Source organism: Hufsiella ginkgonis, from assembly GCF_009834915.1.
In the GTDB taxonomy this organism is placed as follows: domain Bacteria; phylum Bacteroidota; class Bacteroidia; order Sphingobacteriales; family Sphingobacteriaceae; genus Hufsiella; species Hufsiella ginkgonis.
This window is the reverse complement of record NZ_WVHS01000002.1, coordinates 1,098,787-1,124,479: the sequence shown is the minus strand read 5'-3', so window position 1 is coordinate 1,124,479 and position 25,693 is coordinate 1,098,787. Positions and strand designations below refer to the sequence as shown.

General features: G+C 52.0%; 20 protein-coding genes. 8 read left to right on the top strand and 12 right to left on the bottom strand.

Going from position 1 to position 25,693, the window contains the following annotated elements:
* Window positions 1–2 precede the first annotated feature (2 nt).
* From GS398_RS11805 to GS398_RS11790, 4 genes are all read right to left on the bottom strand, one after another.
* On the bottom strand, window positions 3–1,370 hold the full coding sequence (locus GS398_RS11805) for an NAD-dependent succinate-semialdehyde dehydrogenase (protein ID WP_160906954.1): 1,368 nt from the start codon (window positions 1,368–1,370) through the stop codon (window positions 3–5).
* A 304-nt stretch (window positions 1,371–1,674) separates the two neighbouring features.
* Window positions 1,675–2,709 carry an oxygenase MpaB family protein gene (locus tag GS398_RS11800; protein WP_160906953.1) on the bottom strand — a complete coding sequence of 345 codons (1,035 nt, stop codon included), beginning with the start codon at window positions 2,707–2,709 and terminating at the stop codon, window positions 1,675–1,677.
* A 9-nt stretch (window positions 2,710–2,718) separates the two neighbouring features.
* Window positions 2,719–4,044: an ABC1 kinase family protein gene (locus tag GS398_RS11795; protein WP_160906952.1), complete on the bottom strand. Its 1,326-nt coding sequence runs from the start codon at window positions 4,042–4,044 to the stop codon at window positions 2,719–2,721.
* A gap of 2 nt (window positions 4,045–4,046) precedes the next feature.
* Entirely contained in the window at window positions 4,047–4,694 is a 648-nt protein-coding gene (locus GS398_RS11790) for a TetR/AcrR family transcriptional regulator (protein ID WP_160906951.1), read from the bottom strand.
* Between the two features lie 109 nt (window positions 4,695–4,803).
* Here GS398_RS11790 and GS398_RS11785 point away from each other — a divergent pair, with 109 nt between their 5' ends.
* The gene (locus GS398_RS11785) at window positions 4,804–6,648 is read left to right on the top strand and encodes an ABC transporter ATP-binding protein (protein ID WP_160906950.1); all 1,845 of its coding nucleotides are present in this window, start codon (window positions 4,804–4,806) and stop codon (window positions 6,646–6,648) included.
* Between the two features lie 126 nt (window positions 6,649–6,774).
* Here GS398_RS11785 and GS398_RS11780 read toward each other — a convergent pair whose 3' ends face one another.
* Complete coding sequence (locus tag GS398_RS11780) at window positions 6,775–8,073, bottom strand: M20/M25/M40 family metallo-hydrolase (RefSeq protein WP_160906949.1); 1,299 nt, start codon at window positions 8,071–8,073, stop codon at window positions 6,775–6,777.
* 11 nt (window positions 8,074–8,084) lie between these two features.
* On the bottom strand, window positions 8,085–9,431 hold the full coding sequence (locus GS398_RS11775) for a metal-dependent hydrolase family protein (protein WP_202406026.1): 1,347 nt from the start codon (window positions 9,429–9,431) through the stop codon (window positions 8,085–8,087).
* A 78-nt stretch (window positions 9,432–9,509) separates the two neighbouring features.
* Between GS398_RS11775 and GS398_RS11770 the strand changes: the two genes are divergently transcribed.
* The gene (locus GS398_RS11770) at window positions 9,510–11,906 is read left to right on the top strand and encodes an ABC transporter permease (protein ID WP_160906948.1); all 2,397 of its coding nucleotides are present in this window, start codon (window positions 9,510–9,512) and stop codon (window positions 11,904–11,906) included.
* 54 nt (window positions 11,907–11,960) lie between these two features.
* Here the strand turns inward: GS398_RS11770 and GS398_RS22270 are convergent, their stop codons facing one another.
* Window positions 11,961–12,155 (bottom strand): hypothetical protein, encoded by a 195-nt coding sequence (locus GS398_RS22270; protein ID WP_202406025.1) that lies wholly within the window; start codon window positions 12,153–12,155, stop codon window positions 11,961–11,963.
* A gap of 702 nt (window positions 12,156–12,857) precedes the next feature.
* Between GS398_RS22270 and GS398_RS11760 the strand changes: the two genes are divergently transcribed.
* The 4 genes from GS398_RS11760 to GS398_RS11745 all read left to right on the top strand — a co-directional run bounded on the left by GS398_RS11760 (window position 12,858) and on the right by GS398_RS11745 (window position 19,058).
* Complete coding sequence (locus tag GS398_RS11760) at window positions 12,858–16,043, top strand: SusC/RagA family TonB-linked outer membrane protein (RefSeq protein ID WP_160906947.1); 3,186 nt, start codon at window positions 12,858–12,860, stop codon at window positions 16,041–16,043.
* 10 nt (window positions 16,044–16,053) lie between these two features.
* A complete protein-coding gene (locus GS398_RS11755) occupies window positions 16,054–17,865 on the top strand; it encodes a RagB/SusD family nutrient uptake outer membrane protein (RefSeq protein ID WP_160906946.1) in 1,812 nt (603 codons plus the stop codon).
* Window positions 17,866–18,039: 174 nt separating this feature from the next.
* Window positions 18,040–18,786 (top strand): hypothetical protein, encoded by a 747-nt coding sequence (locus GS398_RS11750; RefSeq protein WP_160906945.1) that lies wholly within the window; start codon window positions 18,040–18,042, stop codon window positions 18,784–18,786.
* 62 nt (window positions 18,787–18,848) lie between these two features.
* Window positions 18,849–19,058, top strand: coding sequence for a hypothetical protein (locus GS398_RS11745; protein WP_160906944.1), 210 nt, complete (start codon window positions 18,849–18,851; stop codon window positions 19,056–19,058).
* Between the two features lie 76 nt (window positions 19,059–19,134).
* Here the strand turns inward: GS398_RS11745 and GS398_RS11740 are convergent, their stop codons facing one another.
* The 4 genes from GS398_RS11740 to GS398_RS11725 form a co-directional block, all read right to left on the bottom strand.
* Window positions 19,135–20,571, bottom strand: a complete 1,437-nt coding sequence (locus GS398_RS11740; protein WP_202406024.1) for an NAD(P)(+) transhydrogenase (Re/Si-specific) subunit beta — start codon at window positions 20,569–20,571, stop codon at window positions 19,135–19,137.
* A gap of 22 nt (window positions 20,572–20,593) precedes the next feature.
* A complete protein-coding gene (locus GS398_RS11735; RefSeq protein ID WP_160906943.1) occupies window positions 20,594–20,908 on the bottom strand; it encodes an NAD(P) transhydrogenase subunit alpha part 2 in 315 nt (104 codons plus the stop codon).
* A gap of 2 nt (window positions 20,909–20,910) precedes the next feature.
* Window positions 20,911–22,026 carry an NAD(P) transhydrogenase subunit alpha gene (locus tag GS398_RS11730; protein ID WP_160906942.1) on the bottom strand — a complete coding sequence of 372 codons (1,116 nt, stop codon included), beginning with the start codon at window positions 22,024–22,026 and terminating at the stop codon, window positions 20,911–20,913.
* Window positions 22,027–22,294: 268 nt separating this feature from the next.
* Window positions 22,295–23,338: an NAD(P)-dependent alcohol dehydrogenase gene (locus GS398_RS11725; RefSeq protein WP_160906941.1), complete on the bottom strand. Its 1,044-nt coding sequence runs from the start codon at window positions 23,336–23,338 to the stop codon at window positions 22,295–22,297.
* Between the two features lie 379 nt (window positions 23,339–23,717).
* Here GS398_RS11725 and GS398_RS11720 point away from each other — a divergent pair, with 379 nt between their 5' ends.
* Complete coding sequence (locus GS398_RS11720; RefSeq protein ID WP_160906940.1) at window positions 23,718–24,089, top strand: hypothetical protein; 372 nt, start codon at window positions 23,718–23,720, stop codon at window positions 24,087–24,089.
* 11 nt (window positions 24,090–24,100) lie between these two features.
* A complete protein-coding gene (locus tag GS398_RS11715) occupies window positions 24,101–25,135 on the top strand; it encodes a hypothetical protein (protein WP_160906939.1) in 1,035 nt (344 codons plus the stop codon).
* Between the two features lie 342 nt (window positions 25,136–25,477).
* Here the strand turns inward: GS398_RS11715 and GS398_RS11710 are convergent, their stop codons facing one another.
* Window positions 25,478–25,657 (bottom strand): hypothetical protein, encoded by a 180-nt coding sequence (locus GS398_RS11710; protein ID WP_160906938.1) that lies wholly within the window; start codon window positions 25,655–25,657, stop codon window positions 25,478–25,480.
* Window positions 25,658–25,693 lie beyond the last annotated feature (36 nt).

Here is a 25,693-nt window from a genome sequence, read left to right as displayed (position 1 = left end):
GTCTATTTAACATACACCGTTTTAATATTCACAAATTCATGAATTCCGTACAGGCCGAGCTCGCGCCCGTAGCCGGAGGCGTTGATGCCGCCAAATGGCAGCCTTGGGTCTGACATTACCTGCGTGTTGACGAAGCAGGAGCCCGCGTTTAGCTCCAGCCGGGCGATACGTTCGCCTTTTTGCAGGTCGTTGGTAAACACGGCGGCGCCTAATCCAAAGGGTGTGTCGTTCGCGATGCGGATGGCATCGGCCTCGTTTTTTGCGGATATGATGGCCGCAACAGGGCCAAACAGCTCATCGTCATAAGCCGGTGCGCCCTTTTTTACCTGGGTGAGAACGGTAACCGGATAGTATGCGCCCTTGCCCTTTGGGATCTTTCCGCCCAATACCAGGCGGGCGCCCTTGCCAATGGAGTCGCCTACCTGCCGGTGAAGCTGGTCGCGGAGATCGGTGCGTGCCTGCGGGCCAATGTCGGTGTCTTCCTCCCTTGGATCTCCCAGCTTTTTGGCCGACATTTTTTCCACAAAAAGCCTGGTGAACGCTTTTTCCACCTGCTTAACCACGATAAATCGCTTGGCGGCAATACAACTCTGGCCGCTGTTGATCAGGCGGCTGTCTGCACATACACGGGAGGCCAGCTCGAGATCGGCATCTTCCAGCACAATGTAAGGGTCGCTGCCGCCGAGCTCAAGCACGGTTTTCTTTAAGAGTGATGCAGCTTTGGTCGCCACTTCCGTCCCCGCGGAAGTACTACCGGTAAGAGTTACCGCTTTCACCAGCGGGTTTTCGATCACGGCGCCTGCTTCTTTGCCGCTAACAAGGAGGGTTTTAAAAACGTGTTCGGGAAAGCCGGCATCTGCCAGCATCTCCTCGATGACCAGCGCACAGCCCGGTACGTTTGATGCGTGTTTAAGCACGCCGCAGTTCCCCGCCATCAGCGCAGGCGCGAGGAAGCGGAACACCTGCCAGAAAGGGAAGTTCCAGGGCATTACGGCGAGTACAACGCCCAGCGGTTGAAAGGAAACATAGCTTTTGGCGGCTTCTGTTTTTACCGGCCCGTCGGCCAGGAAGGTTGCGCCGTTCTTTGCATAGTAGTCGCAAACCGTGGCGCATTTCTCTATCTCGGCGATGCCCTGTTTTATCGGCTTGCCCATTTCCAGCGCCATCAGGTTTGCCAGTTCCGCTTTGCGGCGATGCAGCACCGAGGATATATTGCGGAGCAGCGCGGCACGCTCATTAAAGGTGGTTTGTTTCCAGGAAAGCCAGGCCTTATGGGCCTGCGAGATCTTTCTGGTAACCTGTTCAGGAGTGTGAGCGCGGTAAGTTCTGATCACTTTGCCGGTAGCCGGATTAACGGATTGAATTGCCATAGTTGCACAACAGTTCGGTTAGAGAAGAGTTTGTAAAGTTTCCCCTTCGCCTCTTTGCGTGAAACGAAGCGCTTTATTTCACACAAAAAATACGCAAGCAGGATCAAGAATAATAGAATCGTCCTTGCCGATCAGGATGCCGCGCTGACATGCCGGAAAATTCGATCGCAGCTCCCGCTGAACCCTGGCAAAATCACGCTAATACCCGGATCATATTAGTTGTCACCCTGAGCTTGCCGAAGGAACTAACACCCTGAACCTGCCGAAGGAGTATCCGGACTACGCCGGCGCTTCACCGGCATCATCACCTTCGTTGAAACGTACGGGATTTTCGGTACCAGGCCGCATCAGCGGTTTCACCGGGTGTGAAAGCGAGAACGGCGCTATTGATCCTGAGCAGGTAGGGCAGGTGAACAGGAACCGGCTCGTCTATTCCCAGCAGGTTTGCGGGCTCGTCGCCAAGCAGGTAACGCATCAGCTGGCGGATTTCTTTTTCCGTAACACGGGAGCTGATGGCGCCGGTAAAATACGCAGTCAGCGATCGCGTCAGTTCCCTCCCGTGTTCCGATGCTTTAAAATGTCGCGTCCTGATCGCCTGCTCGAGCAAATTGGCTGATTTCCCGTCGTGTGTAATGAGCGGTTCCCGGATCCCCATCAGCGAACCGATCACATTCCATAAATGGAGGAACGCTTGCTGGTCCGCATACGAAATGGAATGACCGAGCTTACGCAACCCGCGGATCACGATGAGGGAGAATGCGAGGTTAGTGCCGGCCATGTCTTCCTGGTTGATGGGATAGCCATCTGCAAAATCCCAGGTTCCCGCACGCAGCAGGTAGTAACGCCCGGCGGCATGCGTAAGCCTGATCTTCAAAATAGCGGTAAATCCCTTTCCCCCAGGAGCGAAAGCCCTGGGCGATAAAACGTCCCATACAAAACTTGCGGTATCGGTAAGGCGCTTACCTGCATCATGCGTGAGCCGTTGCGAGAGATGGAGCACTTTTGCACCATCTGCAGCTGCGTAACAATAGGGCAGGGAAAGGAGGCCGAGCAGTTGCATGATCTGTTCGGCGTGTTTAGCGAAGAAGGCGGCGCCATTGGCCATCATGTGCCTGTTCGCCCAGGCCGGGAGCTGCAGCGCCGGGGATACCGGCGGACATTGATACGCCGCAGGGAGGTGCCGGAGCGCTTCGTTGCTTCCGAGGCTGTTCAGCCATTGCTGAAAGGCCAGTTTAGACGATGTATCGGTAAATTGAGTTTCGATAAACCGGTCGGCCTCGTCGTCACCCGATACGCGTTGGGAAGAGAGAAACTCGGTTGACCAGGATACCGCGACCATGTTTTTGTGTTAATGCTGCAGGGCCAGGTCGGCTACGAACGTATCCGTGCGTACGGTTGCCTTCAGTTCATGCAGGATATTGTACAAACCGAAATTCGTGCGGTTAATATAGATGAAATGTTTCACCCCGCGGGCCTGCTTAAACTCCGGCATCCGGGCGATCATTTCGCCGTAGCGGTAAATGTCTTCGAAAAATTCCGTTCCGGTGAAATCAAATATACCCGTGGAATACGGTTTGGCAAACAGCCCGATCATCTGGCAGTACATCTCGTAGTAAAAGTCGACCTGTGCAGGGGTGTCGTTCGGCTGTACCATCTCCAGCTCCCTGAATGCCCGGAGTGTTTTTTCGCGGTCATCTAAAAAGCCGGAAGAGGTGAGGGAAAAGAACGGGTAGTAAAAATCGTCGGGCAATACCTTGATACAACCGAAGTCGATGATGCCAAGCTTTCCATCCGGGGTTACCAGGAAATTCCCGGGGTGGGGATCGGCGTGTACGGCGCGCAGCTCGTGCTGCTGGAAATTGTAGAAATCCCACAAGGCTTGCCCGATGCGGTTTCGGTCTTCCTGCGAAGGGTTGGTTTGCAGGTATTCTTTCAGGTGCATGCCCTCCAGCCAATCCATGGTGATGGTCCTCTTACTGGAAAGTTCCGGGTAATAGGTCGGGAATATGATATTTTGCAGGTTGGCACAGGCCTGCGAAAACTCCACGGAGCGGCGTACTTCCAGCTCGTAGTCGGTTTCTTCGAGCAGGCGCTCTTCTACCTCTTTCATGTAAATGTCCAGTTCTTTTTCGCTCATGCCCAGTAAACGGAACGCAAAGGGTTTGATCAGCTTCAGGTCTGACGTGATGGAATCACCTACCCCCGGATACTGGATCTTTACCGCCAGCCATTTCCGGTTGAGGGTGGCTTCGTGTACCTGTCCGATAGATGCCGCATTGGTTGACCGGATATTGAACGTGTCGAAAACCTGTTCCGGTGTTTTTCCATAGAATTTCCTGAAGGTTTGCACGATCAGCGGGCCCGAAAGGGGAGGCGCATTATATTGCGATTTCGAAAACTGGTTGATATATGCTTTGGGCAGGATATTCTTATCCATACTCAGCATCTGCGCCACCTTAAGTGCGCTGCCTTTCAGTTTGCTGAGCGACTCGTAGATATCGGTCGCGTTGTCTTCATTCAGCTCATCCCGGCTGAGGTCAGGGTTAAACAGCTTTTTGGAGTAGTGTTTTACATAGTTCCCGCCGATCTTAAGTCCCGTTTTTACAAATTGAGTAGATCGCTCTGCTTTGCTGGTGGGAATGCTGTCCTGCTCCCTTGCATCTTTTCCGGCCATGATCAGAAGGGCATTTTAATGCCTGAGTTTTTTGCGAGGAATTTCCCGTAGTCGAACAGCTCGTCTACCGGCGACCGCTGGAAGAAGTTATAAGTTACGTTTACGCCCCGCTCGATGGCCTCATCGGTTTTATCAAACCCGGCGGAGGTATCGTTGAGCCAAAAGTTGAGGATGAAACCGAATTGTGCCCACAACGCATCTTTGTATCTATTGGCGAAGAAGGGCCGGTCCATCAGTTCGCCGGATTCGATTCCTTCGCGGATGATCTCCGTGCCGAAGTTCTCAAATTCGGTTTTCAGTCCTTTCAGCACGGGGCGCGTGCCAAGGGTCCTGCCTGCCTGTTTCAGGCTGAACGTGGCAAAGCTGCGTTTACTTTTCATGAACTGGATAAAACTGTAAAACAGGCTGAGCGCTTTTTCGCGCGAGGTGTATTGCGCCCATATTTCCTGGTTCTTTACTTCGGCGATGGTGTGCGACATAAAATCCTTCCAGGTCTGGTGCTCGATGCTTTCAAAAGAACCGAAATAATTGTAGAATTCTTCTTCGGCCATGCCGTTCTCCTTTGCAAACAGGTATACGGATTTAGGTTGTTCGCCATGGTTCAGCACATGGTGAATGTAAGCGTCCTGGAGCGTGTTTTTGATATCCATATAATGGGAACGTTTTTGAAGAAGTGAAATTATAGGGCAAATATCGTGATTTATATTAACTTGATCAGATGCCCCGTAATCTCCATTAATTCCCTAAATTTTGCCCGAAATGGCAAGATCACGAATTTACCCGAAACCCGAAGATGCACCTACACCGACTTTTAAGGAGCGTCTAAGCGCGCTTGGCAATGTGCCCAGGTTCCTGCTGCTGGTGTGGAAAACCAACCCAGGCCTGGTTATAACCAGCGCTGTGCTGCGGGTGCTCCGCTCGGCGGTGCCGCTGGCTATCCTGTATGTAGGCAAGCTGATCATCGATCACGTGGTGCTTTTTACCCGCGAGCCTGCCGGTGTTTCGCATGAGCGCCTCTGGGAGCTTGTGGCGCTGGAGTTCGGGCTGGCCATTGCCGCCGACGCGCTTAGTCGGGGCATCTCGCTTTGCGACAGCTTGCTGGGCGACCAGTTCGCCAACCAATCATCGGTAAAGATCATGCGGCACGCCGCGAAACTGGACCTCGACCAGTTTGAGGATTCGGTGTTTTACGATAAGCTGGAACGTGCGCGGCAGCAAACTGTGGGGCGCACCCTTTTACTTTCAGCCGTAATGAGCCAGGCGCAGGACCTGGTAACTATGGGTTTCCTTGCCGTAGGATTGCTCGCGTTTAGCCCCTGGCTGATCGCGTTGCTGCTGCTGGCCATCATCCCTTCTTTTTTGGGCGAATCGCATTTTAATAACCAGGCCTATGTAATGAACCGATGGCAAACACCCGAACGCCGCGAGCTGGATTATGTGCGTTATCTTGGGGCAAGTGATGAAACGGCTAAAGAAATAAAGATCTTCGACCTTTCTGATTTTATCGTGGAACGATTCCGCGCTCTTTCTGCGAAGTTCTATAACGAAAACCGCAGGCTGGTGATCCGCCGGGCTACCTGGGGCGTCTTCTTCTCCATGTTAGGAAGTGTTGGTTACTATGCCGCCTACGTAATCATCCTGGTGCGTACCATCAATGGACGTGTGACTATCGGCGAGCTGACGTTCCTGGCAGGTTCCTTCCGGCAGATGAAGGGGTACCTCGAGGGGATCCTCACGCGGTTCACCGGGATCTCGCAGGGTGCCATTTACCTCGGCGATTTCTTTGAGTTTTTCGAGATCCAGCCCAAGATCCGGACCGCGGCAAACCCGCTGCCATTTCCACGGCCCATAAAAACCGGTTTCACGTTCGAAAATGTGGGCTTCCGTTACCTTAATTCCGAACGCTGGGCAAACCGGGGACTGAGCTTTACCCTTCACCCGGGCGAAAAGCTGGCCCTTGTCGGTGAGAATGGCGCCGGCAAAACGACGTTGGTGAAGCTGCTCGCCCGCTTGTATGATCCTACCGAAGGCCGCATCCTGCTTGACGGCGTCGACCTGAGGGAATACGACCTCAGCGACCTCCGCCTGAACATGGGCATTATTTTCCAGGATTACCTCCGCTACCAGATGACGTTGGCACAAAATATCGCCGCAGGAAATATCCGCGAAGCGGATAACCGGGAACTGATCATGGCTGCCGCGAAGTCGAGCCTGGCCGATGAGCTGGCCAACAGGCTGCCCGGGCAATATGACCAGGTGCTTGGCAAACGTTTTGCCAATGGGGTGGAGCTTTCAGGCGGCGAATGGCAAAAGATCGCACTCGCCCGCGCCTACATGAAAGATGCGCAGTTGCTGATCCTTGATGAGCCCACGGCGGCACTCGACGCCCGGGCCGAGTACCAGGTGTTCGAACGGTTCGCGGAGCTAACGAAAGGAAAATCTGCCGTGCTCATCTCTCACCGGTTCTCCACCGTGCGCATGGCCGACAGGATCCTGGTGCTCGAGAAAGGCCGGTTGATGGAGATCGGCAGTCACGAAGAACTCCTGGCTAAACGGGGAAGGTATGCAGAACTGTTCGAGCTGCAGGCGATGGGGTACAAATAAGAGCACAATTATTTGTTTGAATAGTGTGACCAGGAACATAACAAATGGTTTCATGCCGGTTGAATGCTTACGCACGACGAAAGGTTTAAGCGAATTACACTTTTACAGCTATGACCTGGCTGTTTTCTATTCCTTGTCTTCTAACGACAGGCGATAAATAAGCAATGCCGCCCGCTGCACCAAATAAGGAAACTGTTTAAGGTTGATGGTTTCGCCGGGATTGTGTGAGCCGCCGCCGGAAGCCCCGAGGCCGTCTAAGCAATCGGTGTATTGCGCCACGAAGGAAATGTCTCCGGCCCCGCGCGACCCGGGATCGCCGGCATTGGTTGCACCGATACCCATATCCCTCGAGATCTTATCCAGCACGGTAACCAGCCGGTTATTGCCTGCGGTAGGCGACATGGCCGGGTAACCATCGCTAAAGGTGAGCGAGGATTTTGTACCGTTGAGGTTTTGCGCGGCTATTGCCGACATTTTTGCCCGGGCGGCTTCTTTTTGCGCTTCGGTAATAAACCGAAGGTCGCCGGTTACCAATGCTTCCGGGGCAATGATATTGGTTTTCGAAACCGTTTCGCCGCGTACCAGTGCGGCATCTTTTTTGATCTCGGTACCGCCGATAAACATGCCCGGGTTAAATGTGAGGTATTTTTCGGCTGATAGCTCTTCGCGGAAGCTGTTCACTACCCGGGCTGCTTCGTAAATGGCGCCATAACCGGAGCCCCTGCCGAACACGCCCGAAGAGTGGCCCGTTTTTGCGGTCACCCCCAATGTCCAGCTGCTGGACCCGCGGCGGGCCGTAGCCACCGTATTGAGCCCCTGTGCGCCTTCAAAGCCCAGGGATATATCGCTTATCTTTGCTTTGGCAATAAAATCCGCCCGGGCTACGCTGTAGGGGAGGCCCGGCTTTTCCTCGTCACCTGTTAGGTAAGCGATGATGCTGGCGTCCTTTAACGACCCTGTTGCGTTAAGCGCCTGCAATGCGGCGATCATGATCACGTCGCCGCCCTTCATGTCGTTGGCGCCCTGCCCCGTGGCTGTGGAATCGTTAAGCCTGGTATAAGGCGAAAACTTCATGTCGAGCTCGAATACGGTATCCAGGTGACCGATAAGCAACAGCCGCTTTTTTCCGTTGGCGCCCTTGCGCACCGCCACCAGGTGACCGGCACGATTCAGTGAGTCGGGGAGATTTACCCATTCGGTGGTGAAGCCGATCTTGTCGAATTCTTTCCGGAAAATATCGCCGGTTCTGCGCACGCCTTCTTTATTGAGGGTGCCGCTGTTAATGTTCACTGTCTGGATCAGCAATTGCTCTGCCGCGGGCAGGTTCCTGTTTACATAGTCGATAATTTTGCGCTCCTGCGGGCTCAGCTGCGCATGGGTTGTGATAGCGGCGAGAATTAACAGGAAGGTCAGTCGTAGTTTCATACATAAAAATATCACTTTTTAAGGTAGATCACCCCGTCTTTCATCACGAATATCACGTTGCGCGTGCGCGTGATGTCGAGGGAAGGATCTCCCTGTACCGCCACCAGGTCGGCCAGCATGCCATTTTGCACCCTGCCCACCTGGTCCCCGATGCCGAATACCGAAGCGTTTACAGAGGTAGCGGATTTGAGCACGTCGAGTGGCTTCATGCCGTATTGCACCATCAGCTCCATTTCGCGGGCGTTGGTGCCGTGACTAAACACTCCTGCATCGCCTCCCATACAGATGGTAACGCCGCTGCGCAATGCTGCCTGGAAGCTTTTTTTCTTTTCGACGATACGCTCCGGATCTGGTTCCGTTCCTTTCTTCCACCCGTTGTATTGTTGGGTAGCATCGCTAGCGGCAAGCGTGGGACATAAGGCCACTCCTTTTTCTTTCATCAGGCGGAAGATCTCTTCATCCCCGAAATCGCCGTGTTCGATGGTAGATACACCGCCTGATACCGCTCTCCTTATACCTTCTTTGGTTGAAGCATGCGCTGCCGTTTGCCGGCCACCGCTTTTGGCGATAGAAACGGCCATGGCGATCTCTTCCAGGGTAAATGTAGCGGCCGGCGCTCCCCCCGCTCCCCAACGATAATCTGCGTAGAGCTTAACCACATCCGCCCCGCGGCTTACCTGGTTACGTACTTCGGCAGCCATTTCCTGTACGTTGCCTACCTCGGCGGCGCCCTGCGGCAGGTCGAGATCCGGGTTGCCGTAGTTTGGGCCGTAGCTTCCCTTGGCTACGATGCCCTTCGTGGCGATGATCATCCTCGGACCGGGGGTGATCTCTTTCCCGATGGATTGCTTTAACCCTACGTCGTCATATGCCGCCCCCTCTGTACCCAGGTCGCGAACAGTGGTGAAGCCCGCCATCAACGTGGCCCGCGCATGCGTAACGGCCCTTACGGTGCGTTCCGAGCGGCTTTCTTTTAATACCTGGTCGTTCCACGAAGCTTCGTTATAAGGGTGTAGGAAAAGATGGGAATGCCCTTCGATAAACCCTGGCAGTAACGTTGTGCCGGGCAGTTCGATCACCCTGGTTCCTGCAGGAAGCTTAAACTGCATGGCGCCTGCGGCTTGTATGGTATTGCCTTTTACCAGGACCACCCAGCCGGTATGCATGGTTTCGCCATCAAATACACGCGTTGGCTTAAGCAGGTAAACAGAATCGGTTTGGGCGCAAACGCCGCAGCCAAAAAGCAGTAGTACGAAGATGTGGAGATATTTCATGCCTTGCGGAGCTAAAAGCTTGATCGGGGTAATATAGGTGATTTCCTGTCCAAAACCGTGCGCTCCCTGTGCGAAAATGAACACTCTATTGCGTGTTTAAGTAGTAATCAACTGATAGTTAATGAAATGCATAAATGGTATGAACTTTGGCAATGATCGGTTATGATAAAAAGTTACCTCAGGTCCGCATGGCGCAATACCTGGAAGAATAAGGTTTTCTCGGCCATTAACATCGCCGGCCTGGCCGTGGGTATGGCGGCTTGTATTACGATACTCCTGTTTGTCTCGTACGAGCGGAGCTTTGATAATTTCCATGCAAAGAATCTCTACCGCCTCAACGAGGTGCAGAAATTCCCGGGCATGCTGGCGTCGCAAAAGGTGGCGCTTTCGATGTACCCGATGGGGCCGGCGCTTAAAAGCGATTTTCCCGAGATCCTGAATTTTACACGGGTAAGCTGGGGCCAGCAGTACCAGGTAACTTACCAGGAAAAGCGCCTGTTCCTGCCACAGGCATTGGCGGTTGATTCGACGTTCCTGCAGTTGTTTGATTTTAAGCTGGTTAAAGGAAATCGCGCCACGGTGCTCCAGAAACCGAACAGCCTGGTACTTACACAGGCTGCCGCGCAGAAGCTGTTTGGCGATACCGACCCGGTCGGTAAAACGGTAACGCATTACGCCACCGATACCGTTGGATTCGTGGTTACGGGTGTGCTGGCCGATGTACCGCAAAACTCGCAGATCCAGTTCGATGCTATTTACCCGATCAGCACCAACTACCAGTCGTGGATGAACAGATGGGGTGGCAACTGGCTGAATACCTACTTCGAGCTTGCTCCGGGCACGAGTCTTGCTTCGCTGGAGAAGAAGTTCCCTTCATTCCTGAAAAGGCATATGAACGCGGACCAAGCTACGTATTACGAGCTTTTTATGCTTCCGCTGACGGACGTACATGGCGGTTCGGCAGACATAGGCCTGGATTACCTCAACTTCCAGAAGTTCGATAAAAAGACCACGGCGTTGTTTACCATCATCGCCTTTATCGTGCTGGCCATTGCAGCCATCAATTTTATGAATCTCTCTACCGCCCGTTCTGCGGAACGCGCCAGAGAAGTGGGCGTGCGTAAATCTATCGGTGCGAAACGCTCGCAGCTAGCCGGGCAATTCCTGGGCGAAACCCTTATGCTGGCGATGATGGCGCTGCTGATCGCCATTGGCCTGGTGGAGCTGGCTTTGCCGTATATTAACGGGCTCAGTTTACGCGACCTGCATTTCCCGCTGTTCACCAACGTAAAAGTGCTGCTGACGGTGCTTGGCGGAACCGCGCTTTTGGGACTGGTGTCTGGGATCTACCCGGCTTTATTTCTTTCGTCGGTGCAACCTGTAAAGGTGCTGAAGGGGGTTACCGATACAGGCGGCGGTAAAAGCTCCCTGCGCAATATGCTGGTGGTGGGGCAGTTCACCAGCGCAGTGTTCCTCATGATCGCCACCATTTTCGTAGTGAAACAGCTGCATTTTATGAAGGATAAGGATCCCGGCTTCGTACGCAGCCAGGTGGTGACCATCCCCCTGAGTCGTGTAACCTCGCAAAAATATGCCTTGCTGAAGCAGGAACTACTGGGAAATAGCCTCATTTCCGGCGTAACCGGCTCTATTGATAACCTCGGCAGCCACCTCGACCAGGGTGGGGTGATCTTTAAATATGGCAATGACCCGGTGCGCGAAATTACGGCCACGGGTCTTATCGTAGATCACGACTACCTGGACCTGTACGGCATCCAATTGCGGGAAGGGAAGAACTTCTCGCATGAAAAGTCGGCTAACGGACGCGAGTACATTATTAACGAGGCCATGGCGAAGGAGCTGCTGAAGGATCATCCCAAAGCTGCATTGTCAACGCTTATCGGTAAACAATTCGGCGTCGATTCGCTGGGTAAGATCACCGGGATCGCAAAGGATTTTAACTTTAATTCGATGCATCATAAGATCGAAACTTTGTATATGTTCAACCAGTCTGATTGGGGCTTCAGGTATATGTCTGTTAAGATCAACGGACAGAAGGCAAAAGAATCGCTGGCATTTATAAAACAAACATGGCAGGCCATTCAGCCCGATTTCCCTTTCGAGTACCAGTTTCTCGACGATCATTTCGAGGAAGTTTACCAGGCCGATAACCAGGTGAGCAAAATCGTGAGCCTGCTGGCCGGCCTGGCGATCTTTATCTCGTGCCTGGGTCTGTTCGGCCTGGCTTCGTATTCTGCGGAGAAGCGGGTGAAAGAGATCGGTGTAAGAAAAGTGCTGGGAGCATCCGTCAGGAATATCGTGGCCTTACTTGCGGGGCATTTTATCAAGCTCGTACTCATTTCCAACCTCATTGCGTGGCCCATCGCCTGGTATGCCATCAGCAAATGGCTGGAGGGTTTTGCCTACCGCATTGAAGTGAGCTGGCTGGTTTTTGCTGCCATTGCACTGGTATCGGTGCTGATCGCGATGATTACCATCAGTTTCCAGTCGGTAAAGGCGGCGATTGCCAACCCGGTACGGAGCCTAAGGAGCGAGTAAGAAGCTACGGATGCGTCTTGGCAAGCCCAAAACGTTCGATCTCCTCCAATTCTCTTAATTAGTACTGGCCGACGCCGATTGAGGTTTTTCCAATACTGCTTTGGCTGGCTCCGTAACTTCATATTTCCCGGTCTGGAACAGCAATTTATCGGAAATATCGATGTACACTACGCCTTTGTTTACTTTAATGTTGATATCCTTGTCGTTGAGGTTGCCTATAGCGCCTTTCAGGTTCATAACCAATGCCATGTTGAGCGAATCTTTCGCGAGATAGCCGATTGCAGGTTGCGGATGTACGAATCTTTACCGCTGATGTTATCGAGCGATTCTTGATGCTCTCCGCCTGGGAACCGGAAATTACCGAAAGGTCCTTTAGCTGGTTTACCAATTGGTCGTTGGTGCTGCTTTGCCGGCTTACCTGATCCCGGGCCGCCAGCAGCTGTTCGCGCAATAACCTGTTTCTGCCCTGGTAGTTGCGGATGGTGTCCTGCGCCGCGCCGTATGAGCGCTGTAATACCTGGTAATTACTATCAGACGTATTGTAGCGTACCGCTGCAGACTGGAGCTCTTTCTTGAATGGAGTGTACCGAAATTGTTGCATGGCTTGCGGTTTTTCTGCGGTTTTTTGGATGCCATTTGTCGGTGGGATCCTTTGCCGCATGTTTTTTGCAACCTGCGACATTGCGTAGAAAATAACCTGCTGTTTTATATCATATTGATAATCAGTATCTTTTTTGAGTAAAAATATTCCCGGAGCGTTACGGAAACGTTTGCGTAAAACGATTTATAAAAAACAGGCAGTTAGTGTTGTGTATTAAAAATATTACTAGCTTTAGTTAACTAACTAAAGCTAAATTAAATTCCCACCATGCTCACAAGACTAAACACTTCGTGAACCAGGACTTCGTATTGTCCAAGGTTGTAAAATCACTTATTTCTTAAAAACTAACTATGCTAATAAATTTACCAAATGGCAAGATTTTGTCCATTCGCAAACTCTTGTGCCTTATTGCCGGCATTTCACTATGTGTGCCACAGCTCACTAAAGCCGCTAATGACAAAAACGGGTCGACCCCCGCAACAGGAAATTACCTGCCCATCGCCGTAGTCACCGGGAAAGTGGTCGACCAGGCGAACATGCCCCTTCCGGGCGTAAACGTGGTGATAAAAGGGACCACCGCCAGCACCACCACCAACGCTGATGGTATTTACTCCATCAAAAATGTGCCCGATAACGCCGTCCTCGTGTTCAGCTATGTCGGCTACCTCACACAGGAAATTCCCGCCAGGGGCGAAACATTGAATGTAACCATGACCGAAAAGGTTAACGACCTTAGTGAAGTGGTGGTGGTGGGTTACGGTACCCGCCAAAAAAGGGACCTTACAGGCGCTATTTCCCAGGTAAAGGCCACTCAACTGGAAAACCAGCACCCGAATAGCGTGCAGGATCTGCTCCGCGGAAATGTACCGGGACTTAACGTGGCTTTTTCCGCTTCACCTAAAGGAGGCGGCAACGGCGACCTGCAGGTGAGGGGACGGGCATCGCTTATCGCGGGAACCACCCCGTTGCTGGTGGTCGACGGGGTAATTTACCCGGGCCAGTTAAGCGACATCAACCCCAGTGATATCGAAACGATCGACGTACTGAAAGACGCAAGCTCTGCCGCTGTTTATGGCGCCAAAGCAGCTAGCGGTGTGGTGATCATTTCGACAAAAAAGGGGAAGGCGTCTAAACCGACCGTCAACATCAATACCACTACCGGCGTCGCTTCGCGGGAAGTGACAGAACACGTGTATGATGCAGCCGGTTTCGTGAACTGGCGTACCGAAGTATTGAAAAGTATCAACGTTACCACTGCCGCAACCCAGCCTTACCGGTTTAATGATCCGCGCACACTGCCGCCATCTGTTACACTGGCGCAGTGGTTTGCGTACGATGCCACCCCTGCAACGGCCGATCCGGTAAACACCTGGTTAACACGGCTGAAATTATTTCCCGTGGAAATTGCTAATTACAATGCGGGCAAAGAGACCAGCTGGGAGGACCTCATTTATACCAATGGCCGCCGCCAGGACCACACGATGAGCCTTTCGGGCAGGAAAGAGGAGATCACCTACTATATGTCTGGAGGGTATACCAATAACAACGGGCTAACAGTGGGCGACCAGTACAAAAATGCACGCGCCCGGTTAAACCTGGAAGGCAGGGCGGCGAAATTCGCCACGGTGGGTGTCAACTTCCAGTACGCAGGACGCGATGAGAGCGCCGTACCGATCGATTACGGCCAGGTGAAAAATGCTTCGCCTTTGGGCGAAATGTTCCAGGCGGACGGCGTCACCCTGCGATCGAGCCCCAACGATGATTTTGGTAACAACAGGAACCCGTTCCTGGATAATTACTACCGCACCCGCGTGTTGAAGTACAATACGATATTTTCTAGCTTATTCGTGAAAGGCGAACTGCCGTACGGCTTCTCCTACAGCGTTAACCTTACGCCGAGCTACGATCAAACCCGTGAGTTTAATCACTACAAGATCACCCATCCTGATTACACCGCGCGTAAAGGTTATGCCAACCGTACCGGCACTACCCGCTTCAACTGGCAGATAGACAACGTATTGAAATGGAACAAGACTTTCGCCAGCAAGCACCAGTTCGATGTAACGCTGCTTGCAAACGCCGAAAAGCTGTCGCAAACCTCCGAAAAAATGGAGAACGAAGGCTTTGACCCGAACGATAAGCTTGGCTACCACAATATGGGTGCCGGTATCAAGCCGGTGATCAGCAGTAACGATATCCAGACTACCGGCGATGCCCTGATGGCAAGGCTTAACTATACACTTGCGTCAAAGTACATGATCACGGGAACCGTTCGCAGAGACGGCTATTCTGCCTTCGGTCAGAAAAACCCGCGTGCCACGTTCCCGTCGGTAGCCCTTGGATGGGTGTTCAGCGACGAAAGCTTTGTAAAGAAAGCAAACTGGCTAAACTACGGAAAGCTCCGCCTGTCTTACGGCGGAGTGGGTAACCGCGATATCGACGGCTACCTGGCGCTTTCCGATCTCTCTACCGGTAAATACCTGTATGTAACACAAGCAGGAGTGGTTACCCCGGTTTCGCAGTTATTTGTGAACAGGATGACTAATAAAGACCTGAAATGGGAAACTACTTATTCGCTCAACGGCGGACTCGATTTCGCGGTGCTTAACAACCGCATCGACGGTTCGGTCGAAATTTATAACCGCGATACCCGGGACTTGCTTCTTAACCGTGCCCTGGCGGATGTAACCGGGTTCACCAGCGTAGCATCTAACCTCGGAAGCGTGCGTAACCGCGGGTTCGAGCTCGCGCTGAATACCAAAAACGTTCAAAGTAAGAACGTTTCGTGGAGGTCGACCCTGAATTTTGCCCTGAACCGCAATAAGATCGTTCACCTGTTCGGCAAGGTGAACCAGCTCGACGCGAAAGGAAACGTCATCGGGCAGATCGAAAATGACGATATCGCGAACAACTGGTTTATTGGTAAAGACATCAACGTGATCTGGGATTACCGCGTACTCGGCGTATGGCAAACCGAAGAAGCTGCTGAAGCGCTGAAATACGGCGTTAAACCCGGCGATTTTAAAGTACAGGACCTGAACGGCGATTTAAAATACACCAATGCCGATAAACAATTCCTCGGTTCACGAAATCCTAAGTTCACTACCTCCCTGCGCAACGAGTTCAACCTCTTCAAAAAGTTCGATTTCTCATTCTCGATGTACTCTTACTGGGGAGCGATGACTGACTTTAACGAAGCCAAGAACAACGCCGGTTTCCAGGACCGGCAGAACTCATACAAGCTGCCATTCTGGACCGCCGAAAACCCGATTAACGATTACGCAAGGCTTTACTCGAGCAACGGCAGCGCCAACTATAGCGTGTACCGTAAAACGTCGTTCATCAGGCTCGACAACGTTTCGCTGGCTTACACGTTGCCGAAATCGCTGGTTCAACGTGCCAGGATCAGCAATGTAAGGGTATTCGGTACCGTTCAAAATGCCGCCATATACACCCGGGAGTGGGAGTACTGGGACCCGCAGAACAAAAACCCTACACCCAGATATTCTACCCTTGGTTTGAACGTAACGCTATAAAATTGACATCATGAAAAGTATATATAAGATATCCGTCACCGGCTTTGCCGCATTGATGCTGGTTGGAACAAGCTGCAGCAAAAATTACCTGGAACCGGAGCCGCTTTCATTCTATGCACCTGAAAACGCCTATGTAGATGCCGCAGGCTTTCGCGCCGCGCTCGTGGCCTGCGCACGTAACCTGCGCAACGAGTACTATGGCGACGGTGCTCCGTTTATTACTGAGCAGATCTTTACGGATATAGCCGTTGAAGGCATCACCGATAAATCGGGACCGGCACAGGACCTTAACCTGCTGATCACTCCCGATGCACAGCTGAATAGCGTAGACTACAACCGGATAGGCTACTATTGGATAGAAGGATACAAAGGCATCAAATATGCCAATACCATCATTACCCGTATCGACGATGCAAAATACAAGGATGAAGCCGAACGTAATTCGATCCTGGGTTCAGCGCTGTTTCACCGCGCTTTTCGCTACTACCGGCTGGTAAACCAGTTTGGCGACGTTCCGCTTTCGCTGGAAGAAGTTTCAACCGCTAAGGTAGATTACTATACTACCAAACGGGAGGTGATCCTTCAGAAGATGAAAGAGGACATGGAGTTTGCCGCAAAATGGGTGACAGACAACGTGAGCCGGGGTGAAGTTACCAAAGGAGCGGTGAATCACCTGCTTACCAAGATCAACCTCGCCCTGGGCAAATTCGATGACGCCATCGCTTCTGCTTCCGCGGTAATTACCGGTAGCCCGTACTCGCTGATGACCGCCCGTTTCGGCACCACCAAAGGCGATCTGACCAAAAACCTGGTATGGGACCTGCACCGTCCCGACAATAAGTCGCTGGCAGAGAACAAAGAAGGATTGTTCATGATCATCGACCGGCAGCAGGAAGGCGGATTCGAAGGCTCGAACCTGATGCGTAACTGCGTTCCCCAGTTCTATGGCCCAACAAATACGCCGAATGGTAAAAAAGGGCTCAGTGACCTGGCCACCGCCGAGATCCCGCTTTCCAGTATGTATGGAAGAGGGATCGGCCGCTTACGCGGAACATCTTACAGCACACAGGCTATCTGGGACGATGCTAACGACCTCAGGCATATTAAAGGCAACTGGATGAATATGGAGGACCTCGTTTACAACGAGCCCGCTTTAAAGACTACTGATCCCACCTATTATGGTAAACCGGTTCAGCTACGTAATGCCGCCGGCGGTTTATTATGTACCGACACCATCAGGAGTTATTACGGATGGCCTCACTACAAGCTTTACCTGCCCGACCTGGAACGTACGCCTATGACGGGAGGTCACTCTGATTGGTACGTGTTCCGCATTGCGGAAACCTACCTGCTGCGCGCCGAAGCCTATTATTGGAAAGGCGATGCCGCCAGCGCCGTAGCCGACCTTAATAAAGTGAGGGTCCGGGCGAACGCCGCTCCCTATACCGCCGCGCAGCTAAACATCGGCACCATCCTCGACGAGCGCGCCCGCGAGCTTTTCTACGAGGAACCAAGAAAATGTGAGCTTACCCGTATCGCTTACCTGTTTGCCATGACCGGCAAAACAGCTTACAATGGGAAAACCTATACGCTGGCGAACTTCTCAACCGATAACTTTTATTACGATCGCGTGAAAGAGAAGAACGTTTTTTATAAGAACGGCGTGCGTACTAACCACGGCGACCAGTACACCATGAGCCCTTACCATGTGTTATGGCCTATCCCACAGGCAGCCATTACCGCCAATGTATTAGGTCATATTAACCAGAACAAAGGCTACAACGGCGCCGAAAGTAATATACCCCCGTTAGATAAGATCTAAAAAGACCTGCCTTACTTAAACCTAAGCCTGTTCCGGATCAAACCGGGGCAGGCTTTCTTCATTTATTTCGCGTATTTTGCGGCTGGCATGTGGTGTCGCGGTATATTTTTACGATGGCTAACGGGGATCTTGCTGATGTGCGGTTCCGGTTGGCTGCACGCCCAGCCTCGAAACATGACGGGAACCTGGGCGGGGGCGTACCTTTTGCCCGGCGTACCCAACGCACACATTATTCTCAACCTTAAACAAGATGGGAATACCGTGAAAGGAACCTCGAAAATTTACTCAGATATGGACAGCATGTACGTGGTATATGCTATAGAGGGCACGATCAATGGCAACGGTGTCGTGCTCAACGATGCAGGCGTAGCCGATCACAACAGCAAAACCAATAATTACTGGTGTAAACGTATCTCCAAAGGCACGATTTCCATGGAAGGCGATTCGCTGGTGATCAGGGCCGACGTAAGCTCTACCGGTTACGGATTCAGCGGCAACAAAGCTATCCGGATAGACCGGGATTGTGCGCCGGGTAAATTCACGGTCTTTAAAAGCTTACCGAAACCGGTAAAGAGCGTGGTAAGCAGCCCCGCTGCCGGCCCTCGCCGGGTACGCCTCGCTATTACAGACCGCGGCATCGCCGATAACGACCGGGTGACGATCAGTTTCAACGGGCGGCCCCTCAGCGATGTATATAACCGGCCGCTCAGGGATGCCGCGCTTACCCGGAACCCGCTGTATGCGGATGTGGTACTATCGGCCACGGGGCCAAACCTCCTCGAAATCGCGTCCACCAGTACCGGGAAAAGCGCAACCAGCACCTTATTGGTTACCTTCTGGAGCAAAGCGCTGCGGAAACGGGTAGAATATACCGTGGATTGTTCTCCTGGTAAAAATGGAGCAATTTCCATCGATCAGTAAAAGTGCCATCAAACAGCGGTTCTGCACCACCAACCGTAACAATAATTGGTCATTTTGATGGTATGAAAAGTTTGCTGGTATATGATATTCCGGGCAATTTCGACCGTTTTGATGTGCAGCCGTTCCAGGTGTATTGTATGGTGCCGGGCCCCGGCAGAAGGCTCATCCGCGCTGCGTGCCAAATGTCCAAGATACAGGCGGGGGAATATGTTCAGTACTGGCTTACGCCGGGGCTGCATTTTAATAAGGAGATGGCGGGTAGTGATCAGTAATCAGTGATCTGTTCCTGCATGGCGCCAACGTTGGCTGACACTGACCGCTGATAACGTACTGACGAATGACGACTCATTACAGTTCCTTTATCGCCCCTGCCAGGTTTTGCAGCACGCTTTTTGCGTCGCCAAAGAGCATAGAGGTATTGGGCTCGGAAAAAAGGGCGTTGTCGATCCCGGCATACCCCGGACGCATGCTGCGCTTGTTGACCACCACGGCTTTCGCTTTGCCCACTTCCAGTATAGGCATGCCGTAAATGGGGCTCGAAGGGTCGTTTTTAGCAGCTGTATTCACCACGTCATTGGCGCCGAGGATCAATACTACATCGGCGGTTGCCAGGGCATCGTTGGCGGGCTCCAGGTCGAGCAGCTCATCGTAAGAAACGTTCGCTTCGGCCAGGAGCACGTTCATATGGCCCGGCATCCGGCCCGCTACGGGGTGGATGGCATATTTCACTTCCACGCCTTTATCGCGCAGCAGCTTTTCCATTTCGTGGCAAACATGCTGCGCCTGGGCCACTGCGAGGCCGTACCCCGGCACGATCATCACTTTACGGGCATACGCCATCAGGATGGCCAGGTCGTTTAAGCCAATCTCTTTATAGTTGCCTTGCTCCCCGCCAGACACCGGGCCGCCGGATGCCGTGGCGCTGAACGACCCGAGCAGCACATTCCTGATGGAACGATTCATCGCTTTGCACATCATAATGGTGAGAATGGTACCCGCGGACCCCACAAGGATGCCGCCGGTAAGCATCACCTGGTTGTCGTACAGGAAGCCGCCAAAAGCCGTTGCAACGCCTGTGAACGAGTTTAACAGGGAAATAACCACGGGCATATCCGCCCCGCCTATCGGGATCACGAATAGTACCCCGTAAAACAGCGAAAGGAAAGTAACGGTATAAAAGATGAGTGCGGGCTGACGGGGATCGCCGCAAATGAGGTAGACGGACAATGCCGCAATGGCGGTGATCACCGCCATGTTCACTACCTGCTGCCCGGCGAAGTTCCGGTCGCTGATCTTGCCGTCCAGTTTACCGAAAGCGATAACGCTCCCGGCGAACGATACGCCGCCGATCACCAGCCCGGCAAGGATGGCGAGCACATAGAGCGACAATTGCCGGCTTTCGAGCACCTGTGCAAAGGTGACCGATGCATCTTCGGGTAATAAGCGGTTGAACTCGATCACGGCGATCAGCATGGCGCATAAGCCGCCCATCCCGTTAAACAAGCTCACCATCTGCGGCATAGCCGTCATTTTTACCTGTCGCGCCGCCATCGTGCCTACCACGCTGCCAATGACCAGGCCACCTGCGATCCACCCGTAATTATGCAGGTGTTCGCCATCGTGCCGGTAAAGGAACAGGGTGCCCAGGATAGAGATCACCATTCCTGCCGCTGCCAGCCAGTTGCCTCTCCTGGCGGTTTCAGGGTGCGAAAGCATCTTTAAACCGACGATGAAAGTGACCGAGCCAATAAGATAACAGACTGATAATATACTGGAAGGTATCATGGTATATGCTCTTTGCGGTGAGTTATTTCTTTTTGCTTGATTTGAACATTTCGAGCATGCGGTCTGTTACCACGAACCCGCCGACCACGTTCAGCGTCCCTACGATCACGGCGATAAAACCCAGGAACAAGGCGGTGTAATTTCCGCTGTCGGCTTCGCCCATCACAATGATGGCCCCGATAATGATCACGCCGTGGATGGCGTTTGCGCCGCTCATCAACGGGGTATGCAGTACCGCCGGTACGCGGGAAATGACCTCGATGCCCAGGAATATCGACAGGATTACGATGTAGAACATCTGGAGATTGGTGTGGATAAAACTCAGGATTGCTTCCATAATCAGGCTTGTAATGCGTTAAGTCGTTCGTTTGTAATGGCTCCGTCATGCAGCATGCAGGCGCCTTTTACCAGGTCGTCGCCGAAATTGAGGTTGAGCGCGCCTGTATCATCTATGATCAGTTTCAAGAAATTCATCACGTTTTTGCCGTATAGCTTGCTGGCATCGAAGGGGAGAGAGGCCGCCAGGTTCGAATCGCCGATGATGGTAACTCCACCGTGGACCACGTGCTCATTGTCTTTGGAGAGCTCGGTGTTGCCGCCGGTAGAAACTGCCAGGTCTATGATCACGGAGCCCGCCCGCATGGTGCCGATCATTTCGGCGGTAACCAGTACAGGCGCTTTTTTGCCGAAGATCTGCGCGGTGGTGATCACGATATCGGCCCTGGCGATGCTGGCCGCAATACAGGCTTTTTGCTTCCTGGCGAACTCTTCCGATTGCTCTACGGCGTACCCGCCCGCCTGCGATACATCGGCGGTCCCTTCTACCTCCACGAAACGGGCGCCTAGGCTCATTACCTCTTCTTTTACGGCGGGGCGTGTATCAAACACTTCAACTACGGCGCCAAGCCTGCGCGAAGTGGCAACTGCCTGCAGGCCTGCTACGCCGGCGCCCAGTATAAGCACTTTCGCGGGAGCGATACTGCCCGCCGCTGTCATCAGCATCGGGAAATAACGGGGATATTGAGCTGCCGCCAGTAACACTGCTTTATAACCGGCAATATTTGCCTGCGAACTGAGCACGTCCATGCTTTGCGCACGTGTGGTACGCGGCAGCATATCGAGGCTGAATACGGTATGCCCCGCAACCGCCCAGCCGGCCATCAGGCCCGGGTGATATAGCGGCTGGTAAACACCTGCCAATACTTTGTTTTTTAAACCTGGGGTAAGTGCGGGATGGTTAATAGCCAATAACAGGTCAGCTTCCGCGAAAATCTCGGCGGCAGATCTTAGCAGGGCACCTTGTTTTACGTAGTCGTCATCTGTGCAAAATGCGCCTGAACCAGCGCCGGGCTCTACCCAGACTGTTACTTTTCGTTTTAGCAAAGCGGCTACCTCATCCGGCAGCAATGATACCCTTGATTCGAACGCAGGTTCTTTCAATATGGCGATGATCATCAGTATAATGGGTTAGTAAACGGACCAGGCGATCCGTTTCCGAAAGTAGTAAAAATTAAGAGGTTGCCGCTAAGGTAAAGATGATTTTACCGACGGCGAAATCGGTCGGTCATAACCCCCTTGGAGGTAATTTGTAAAAAGGTAAAAGCATAAAACCTCCGTGCGCTTGCGTACGCTGTGGTTTTACCAGGCCGCATTACTTACCAAGCAGTATACAGGGGCACGGAGGGGGGAATTACACAGGCTTAAGCCTGTGTAAAACAAACGATTATAACGTCGCCAGGTCGATCACGAACCGGTAGCGAACATCACCTTTTACCATGCGGGCGTAAGCAGCCTGGATGTCTTTGATGTCGATCAGTTCAATGTCTGATACGATGTTGTGTTCGGCACAAAAATCCAGCATCTCCTGGGTTTCGGCAATGCCGCCGATGCCCGAGCCGGCCAGGCTTTTACGTCCGCCGATCAGGCTGAATGCCTTGATGGCGGCAGGATTTGGCGGCACGCCCACGGAGATCATCACCCCGTTTGTGCGTAACAGCGACAAGTACAGGTTGAAATCATGCTCGGCAGACACGGTGTCGAGGATAAAGTCGAAGCTGTTTTTTGCTTCGGCTAGCTGTGTTTCATCCGTGGTGACCACGAAGTGATGGGCGCCTAGTTTTTTAGCGTCCTCCTCTTTATTTGGCGAGGTACTTAACACGGTAACGTCGGCACCAAAAGCCACACCGAACTTAACCGCCATATGACCGAGACCTCCAAGGCCAAGTACGGCGAGTTTATGCCCTTTACCTACTTTCCAGTGTCTTAACGGCGAATAGGTGGTAATGCCTGCGCAAAGCAGCGGCGCTACGGCAGCAAGGTCCAGCTTGCCGGAGATGTGCAATACAAACTCTTCGCGTACCACGATGGTATTGCTATAGCCCCCATAGGTAGGCGAGGAGCCGTCGCGCTCCATCCCGTTATAGGTCTGTGTGTTACCTTCAAGGCAATATTGCTCCAGGTCTTGCCTGCAGTTTTCGCAAACCTGGCACGAATCAACCATGCAGCCTGTGCCTGCGAGGTCGCCAACCTTAAATTTCTTTACGTGGTCGCCTACTTTAACCACGCGGCCGACAATTTCATGACCGGGCACCATCGGGAAGATCCCCGGGAACCAGTCGTTATTCACCTGGTGCAGGTCTGAGTGGCAGACGCCGCAGAATAAAATATCGAATTGCACATCGTGCGGACCGACCTCGCGGCGGTTAAAATTCCAGGGAGCTAGTTCGGCATTGGGTGTTTGGGCAGCGTATCCTTTTGCAGGGTTCATATCAGTAAATAATTAGGTATGTGAATTATCGTGCAAGATACGAATCAATTCCTGATCGTGATCGCGTTTGACGGTGTATCTGAATAACTATCATGGCCGGGGAGGGCTGAGCATGGATCGATGAGTGTGGGTCTTTCACAAACAATATTTTGTGCTGAAGGACAAATACAGGTGTTTTCTGCTTATAAGATTAACGGACTTAGTTATACACATTATTTTATTTAATATTACCCCTATATTCAGCAATAATTGGTAGACGCCAATGTGTTTTATACAGTAAAATTACATCTCCAGTGTTTGTAAGGCGTTTATTCGAGAGCGCTAAGCGAATTTTGGTTTTTTAAATAACCGTCCATTTATTATTCAACTTAAAAAAAGCATGAAAAAAATTACCCTTGGGCTCCTGTTTTTTATTGTTTCCACGGCTTATTCGCAAAGCGTTCCGGGAAATGCAGAGCTACTGAGTATGTCTGTGACCTTGAAAGTACAGGATATCGCTTCAGCGGTTTCTCTTACGGATGCAAAGAAGGTGGCCTTGTCGGCTTTCTTTCAGAAAGAAGAGAAAGCCATCGCCGCGGCGGCGAGCTCCAATATGAACGCCGGCCAAACCGTAGCGCTGACAAAACAGTTACAGGCAGAGTTTAGGTCAATATTAACGGCGGAAGAACTGAAAATATACAGCCATAAAAAGAAAGGTTCGATATACGCATTGCCTGATACGATTAAACCAGCCACCATTCAAACTCCCTAACCGATATCTTTATGAAAACGCTCCTTAGCTTCTTCGCCCTTTGTAGTGCGTGCCTGTATGTCCATGCCCAGAGTAATATCTTTCCGGCCTCAGGTGACGCCGGTATTGGCACCACCTCTCCCACCTATTATCCTGGTTTTTCAAACCTCACGCTTAATAACTCGACGGGCGGGGTGTTGGATATCAAACAAAGCGGCACCGTGAGAGGCCAGATTTGGGGTACCTCTATCAACGTGGGTATGTTCGCCAATACCGGTGTTGGCCTGACATTCTGGACGGACGGGAATGAGAAAATGACCATGTTGACTAACGGGAACCTGGGTATTGGAACCAATATTCCGTCCGCAAAACTGGACGTGGCAGGGAACACCCGTTTAGGTGGCGCTATCAGCGCCGGAGACAGCGGGATTATGCCGGCGAGTGGATCCATGAGCCTCGGTAATTCTTCCGTAAGCTATTCACCGGATATCATTAACTGGCCCAGCAGCGGCTCGACCCTTTTACTTAGCGGCCTCGATTATTCTACGCTGGGGTTTCATGACTCGGGTTTACGAGTCGACTTCATCCGTGCCGGGGCGGGAAAGATCCAACTGGGCTACGATGGCGGTTTCGGTGAAGCCAGCATCGGGATGCCAGGAACAGGGATCTGGAATCATGACGGAAACGTTGGTATAGGAACGGTGAGCCCGGATGAAAAGCTAACCGTAGCCGGTAAAGTGCATTCGCGGGAAGTGATCGTCACCATTGATGCCGGTGCTGACTTTGTTTTCGCAGATGATTACGCATTGAAACCGCTTGCAGAAGTGGATAAATATGTGAAAGCGAACAAGCATCTGCCAGAGATCGCGCCAGCGGCCGAAATGGAGAAGAGCGGGCTGCAATTAGGGGAGATGAATATAAAGTTGCTTCGGAAGGTAGAGGAACTGACGCTATATCTTATCCAAAAAGATAAAGAAGTTACCGCATTGACTGAAGCGCTGAAAGAACAAAAAGAACGAAATGATCAGCAGGATCGCCAACTTCAAAAGCTGGGAGTAAAGAATTGAATGGGCTGCTGTTTAGTCAGGAACTTTTTGCGTACTTCCCACTGATAATGGAATATTTAGTTTATGGTGCATATCAAGTAGGTGAAGTAGTGTAGTTTCTAGGGTTTGACTGCCACTCTCCGCGTAGGAAAGTGACCTCCCGGGAAGGCAAGTAAAACCGTTGATCGGCGCTGTCGGTTTTTTCAGGGAATAGCTTTTTAAACACTTCAAGAAGTGATTTCCGGTGTTAATTTTAGCTTTCCTGTTCTTACTGAAAATCATCTCTTTTTATCATCTGTCACTGACCCCGTTACTTACTCATTTTTTATTCTTCCCCCGTTCAACCATATCTTTGCATCTGAATTAACGCCTCTTTTTTTGTCTGCTTCCCTGAGGCAATCCCTCTTTCAGGCCGTTGAGATATTCGTTTTTCTCGGCCTGTGATGCGTTAAGATTTTTGGCAAGTTCCGGCTTATACTTATTATCCAGTATCCGGCCATCATTATAGCCTTCGACAAGTTCCTGTACGTTATCTATGGTCATGATTATCTGCCTGATTTTTTCTTGCTTCTTAGATAC

What these genes read in the sequence shown, in the direction of transcription:
- GS398_RS11805 (WP_160906954.1), bottom strand. Translation starts at nt 1,370, where the DNA reads ATGGCAATTCAATCCGTTAATCCGGCTACCGGCAAAGTGATCAGAACT.
- GS398_RS11800 (WP_160906953.1), bottom strand. Translation starts at nt 2,709, where the DNA reads ATGGTCGCGGTATCCTGGTCAACCGAGTTTCTCTCTTCCCAACGCGTA.
- GS398_RS11795 (WP_160906952.1), bottom strand. Translation starts at nt 4,044, where the DNA reads ATGGCCGGAAAAGATGCAAGGGAGCAGGACAGCATTCCCACCAGCAAA.
- GS398_RS11790 (WP_160906951.1), bottom strand. Translation starts at nt 4,694, where the DNA reads ATGGATATCAAAAACACGCTCCAGGACGCTTACATTCACCATGTGCTG.
- GS398_RS11785 (WP_160906950.1), top strand. Translation starts at nt 4,804, where the DNA reads ATGGCAAGATCACGAATTTACCCGAAACCCGAAGATGCACCTACACCG.
- GS398_RS11780 (WP_160906949.1), bottom strand. Translation starts at nt 8,073, where the DNA reads ATGAAACTACGACTGACCTTCCTGTTAATTCTCGCCGCTATCACAACC.
- GS398_RS11770 (WP_160906948.1), top strand. Translation starts at nt 9,510, where the DNA reads ATGATAAAAAGTTACCTCAGGTCCGCATGGCGCAATACCTGGAAGAAT.
- GS398_RS22270 (WP_202406025.1), bottom strand. Translation starts at nt 12,155, where the DNA reads ATGGCATTGGTTATGAACCTGAAAGGCGCTATAGGCAACCTCAACGAC.
- GS398_RS11760 (WP_160906947.1), top strand. Translation starts at nt 12,858, where the DNA reads ATGCTAATAAATTTACCAAATGGCAAGATTTTGTCCATTCGCAAACTC.
- GS398_RS11755 (WP_160906946.1), top strand. Translation starts at nt 16,054, where the DNA reads ATGAAAAGTATATATAAGATATCCGTCACCGGCTTTGCCGCATTGATG.
- GS398_RS11750 (WP_160906945.1), top strand. Translation starts at nt 18,040, where the DNA reads ATGACGGGAACCTGGGCGGGGGCGTACCTTTTGCCCGGCGTACCCAAC.
- GS398_RS11745 (WP_160906944.1), top strand. Translation starts at nt 18,849, where the DNA reads ATGAAAAGTTTGCTGGTATATGATATTCCGGGCAATTTCGACCGTTTT.
- GS398_RS11740 (WP_202406024.1), bottom strand. Translation starts at nt 20,571, where the DNA reads ATGATACCTTCCAGTATATTATCAGTCTGTTATCTTATTGGCTCGGTC.
- GS398_RS11735 (WP_160906943.1), bottom strand. Translation starts at nt 20,908, where the DNA reads ATGGAAGCAATCCTGAGTTTTATCCACACCAATCTCCAGATGTTCTAC.
- GS398_RS11730 (WP_160906942.1), bottom strand. Translation starts at nt 22,026, where the DNA reads ATGATCATCGCCATATTGAAAGAACCTGCGTTCGAATCAAGGGTATCA.
- GS398_RS11725 (WP_160906941.1), bottom strand. Translation starts at nt 23,338, where the DNA reads ATGAACCCTGCAAAAGGATACGCTGCCCAAACACCCAATGCCGAACTA.
- GS398_RS11720 (WP_160906940.1), top strand. Translation starts at nt 23,718, where the DNA reads ATGAAAAAAATTACCCTTGGGCTCCTGTTTTTTATTGTTTCCACGGCT.
- GS398_RS11715 (WP_160906939.1), top strand. Translation starts at nt 24,101, where the DNA reads ATGAAAACGCTCCTTAGCTTCTTCGCCCTTTGTAGTGCGTGCCTGTAT.
- GS398_RS11710 (WP_160906938.1), bottom strand. Translation starts at nt 25,657, where the DNA reads ATGACCATAGATAACGTACAGGAACTTGTCGAAGGCTATAATGATGGC.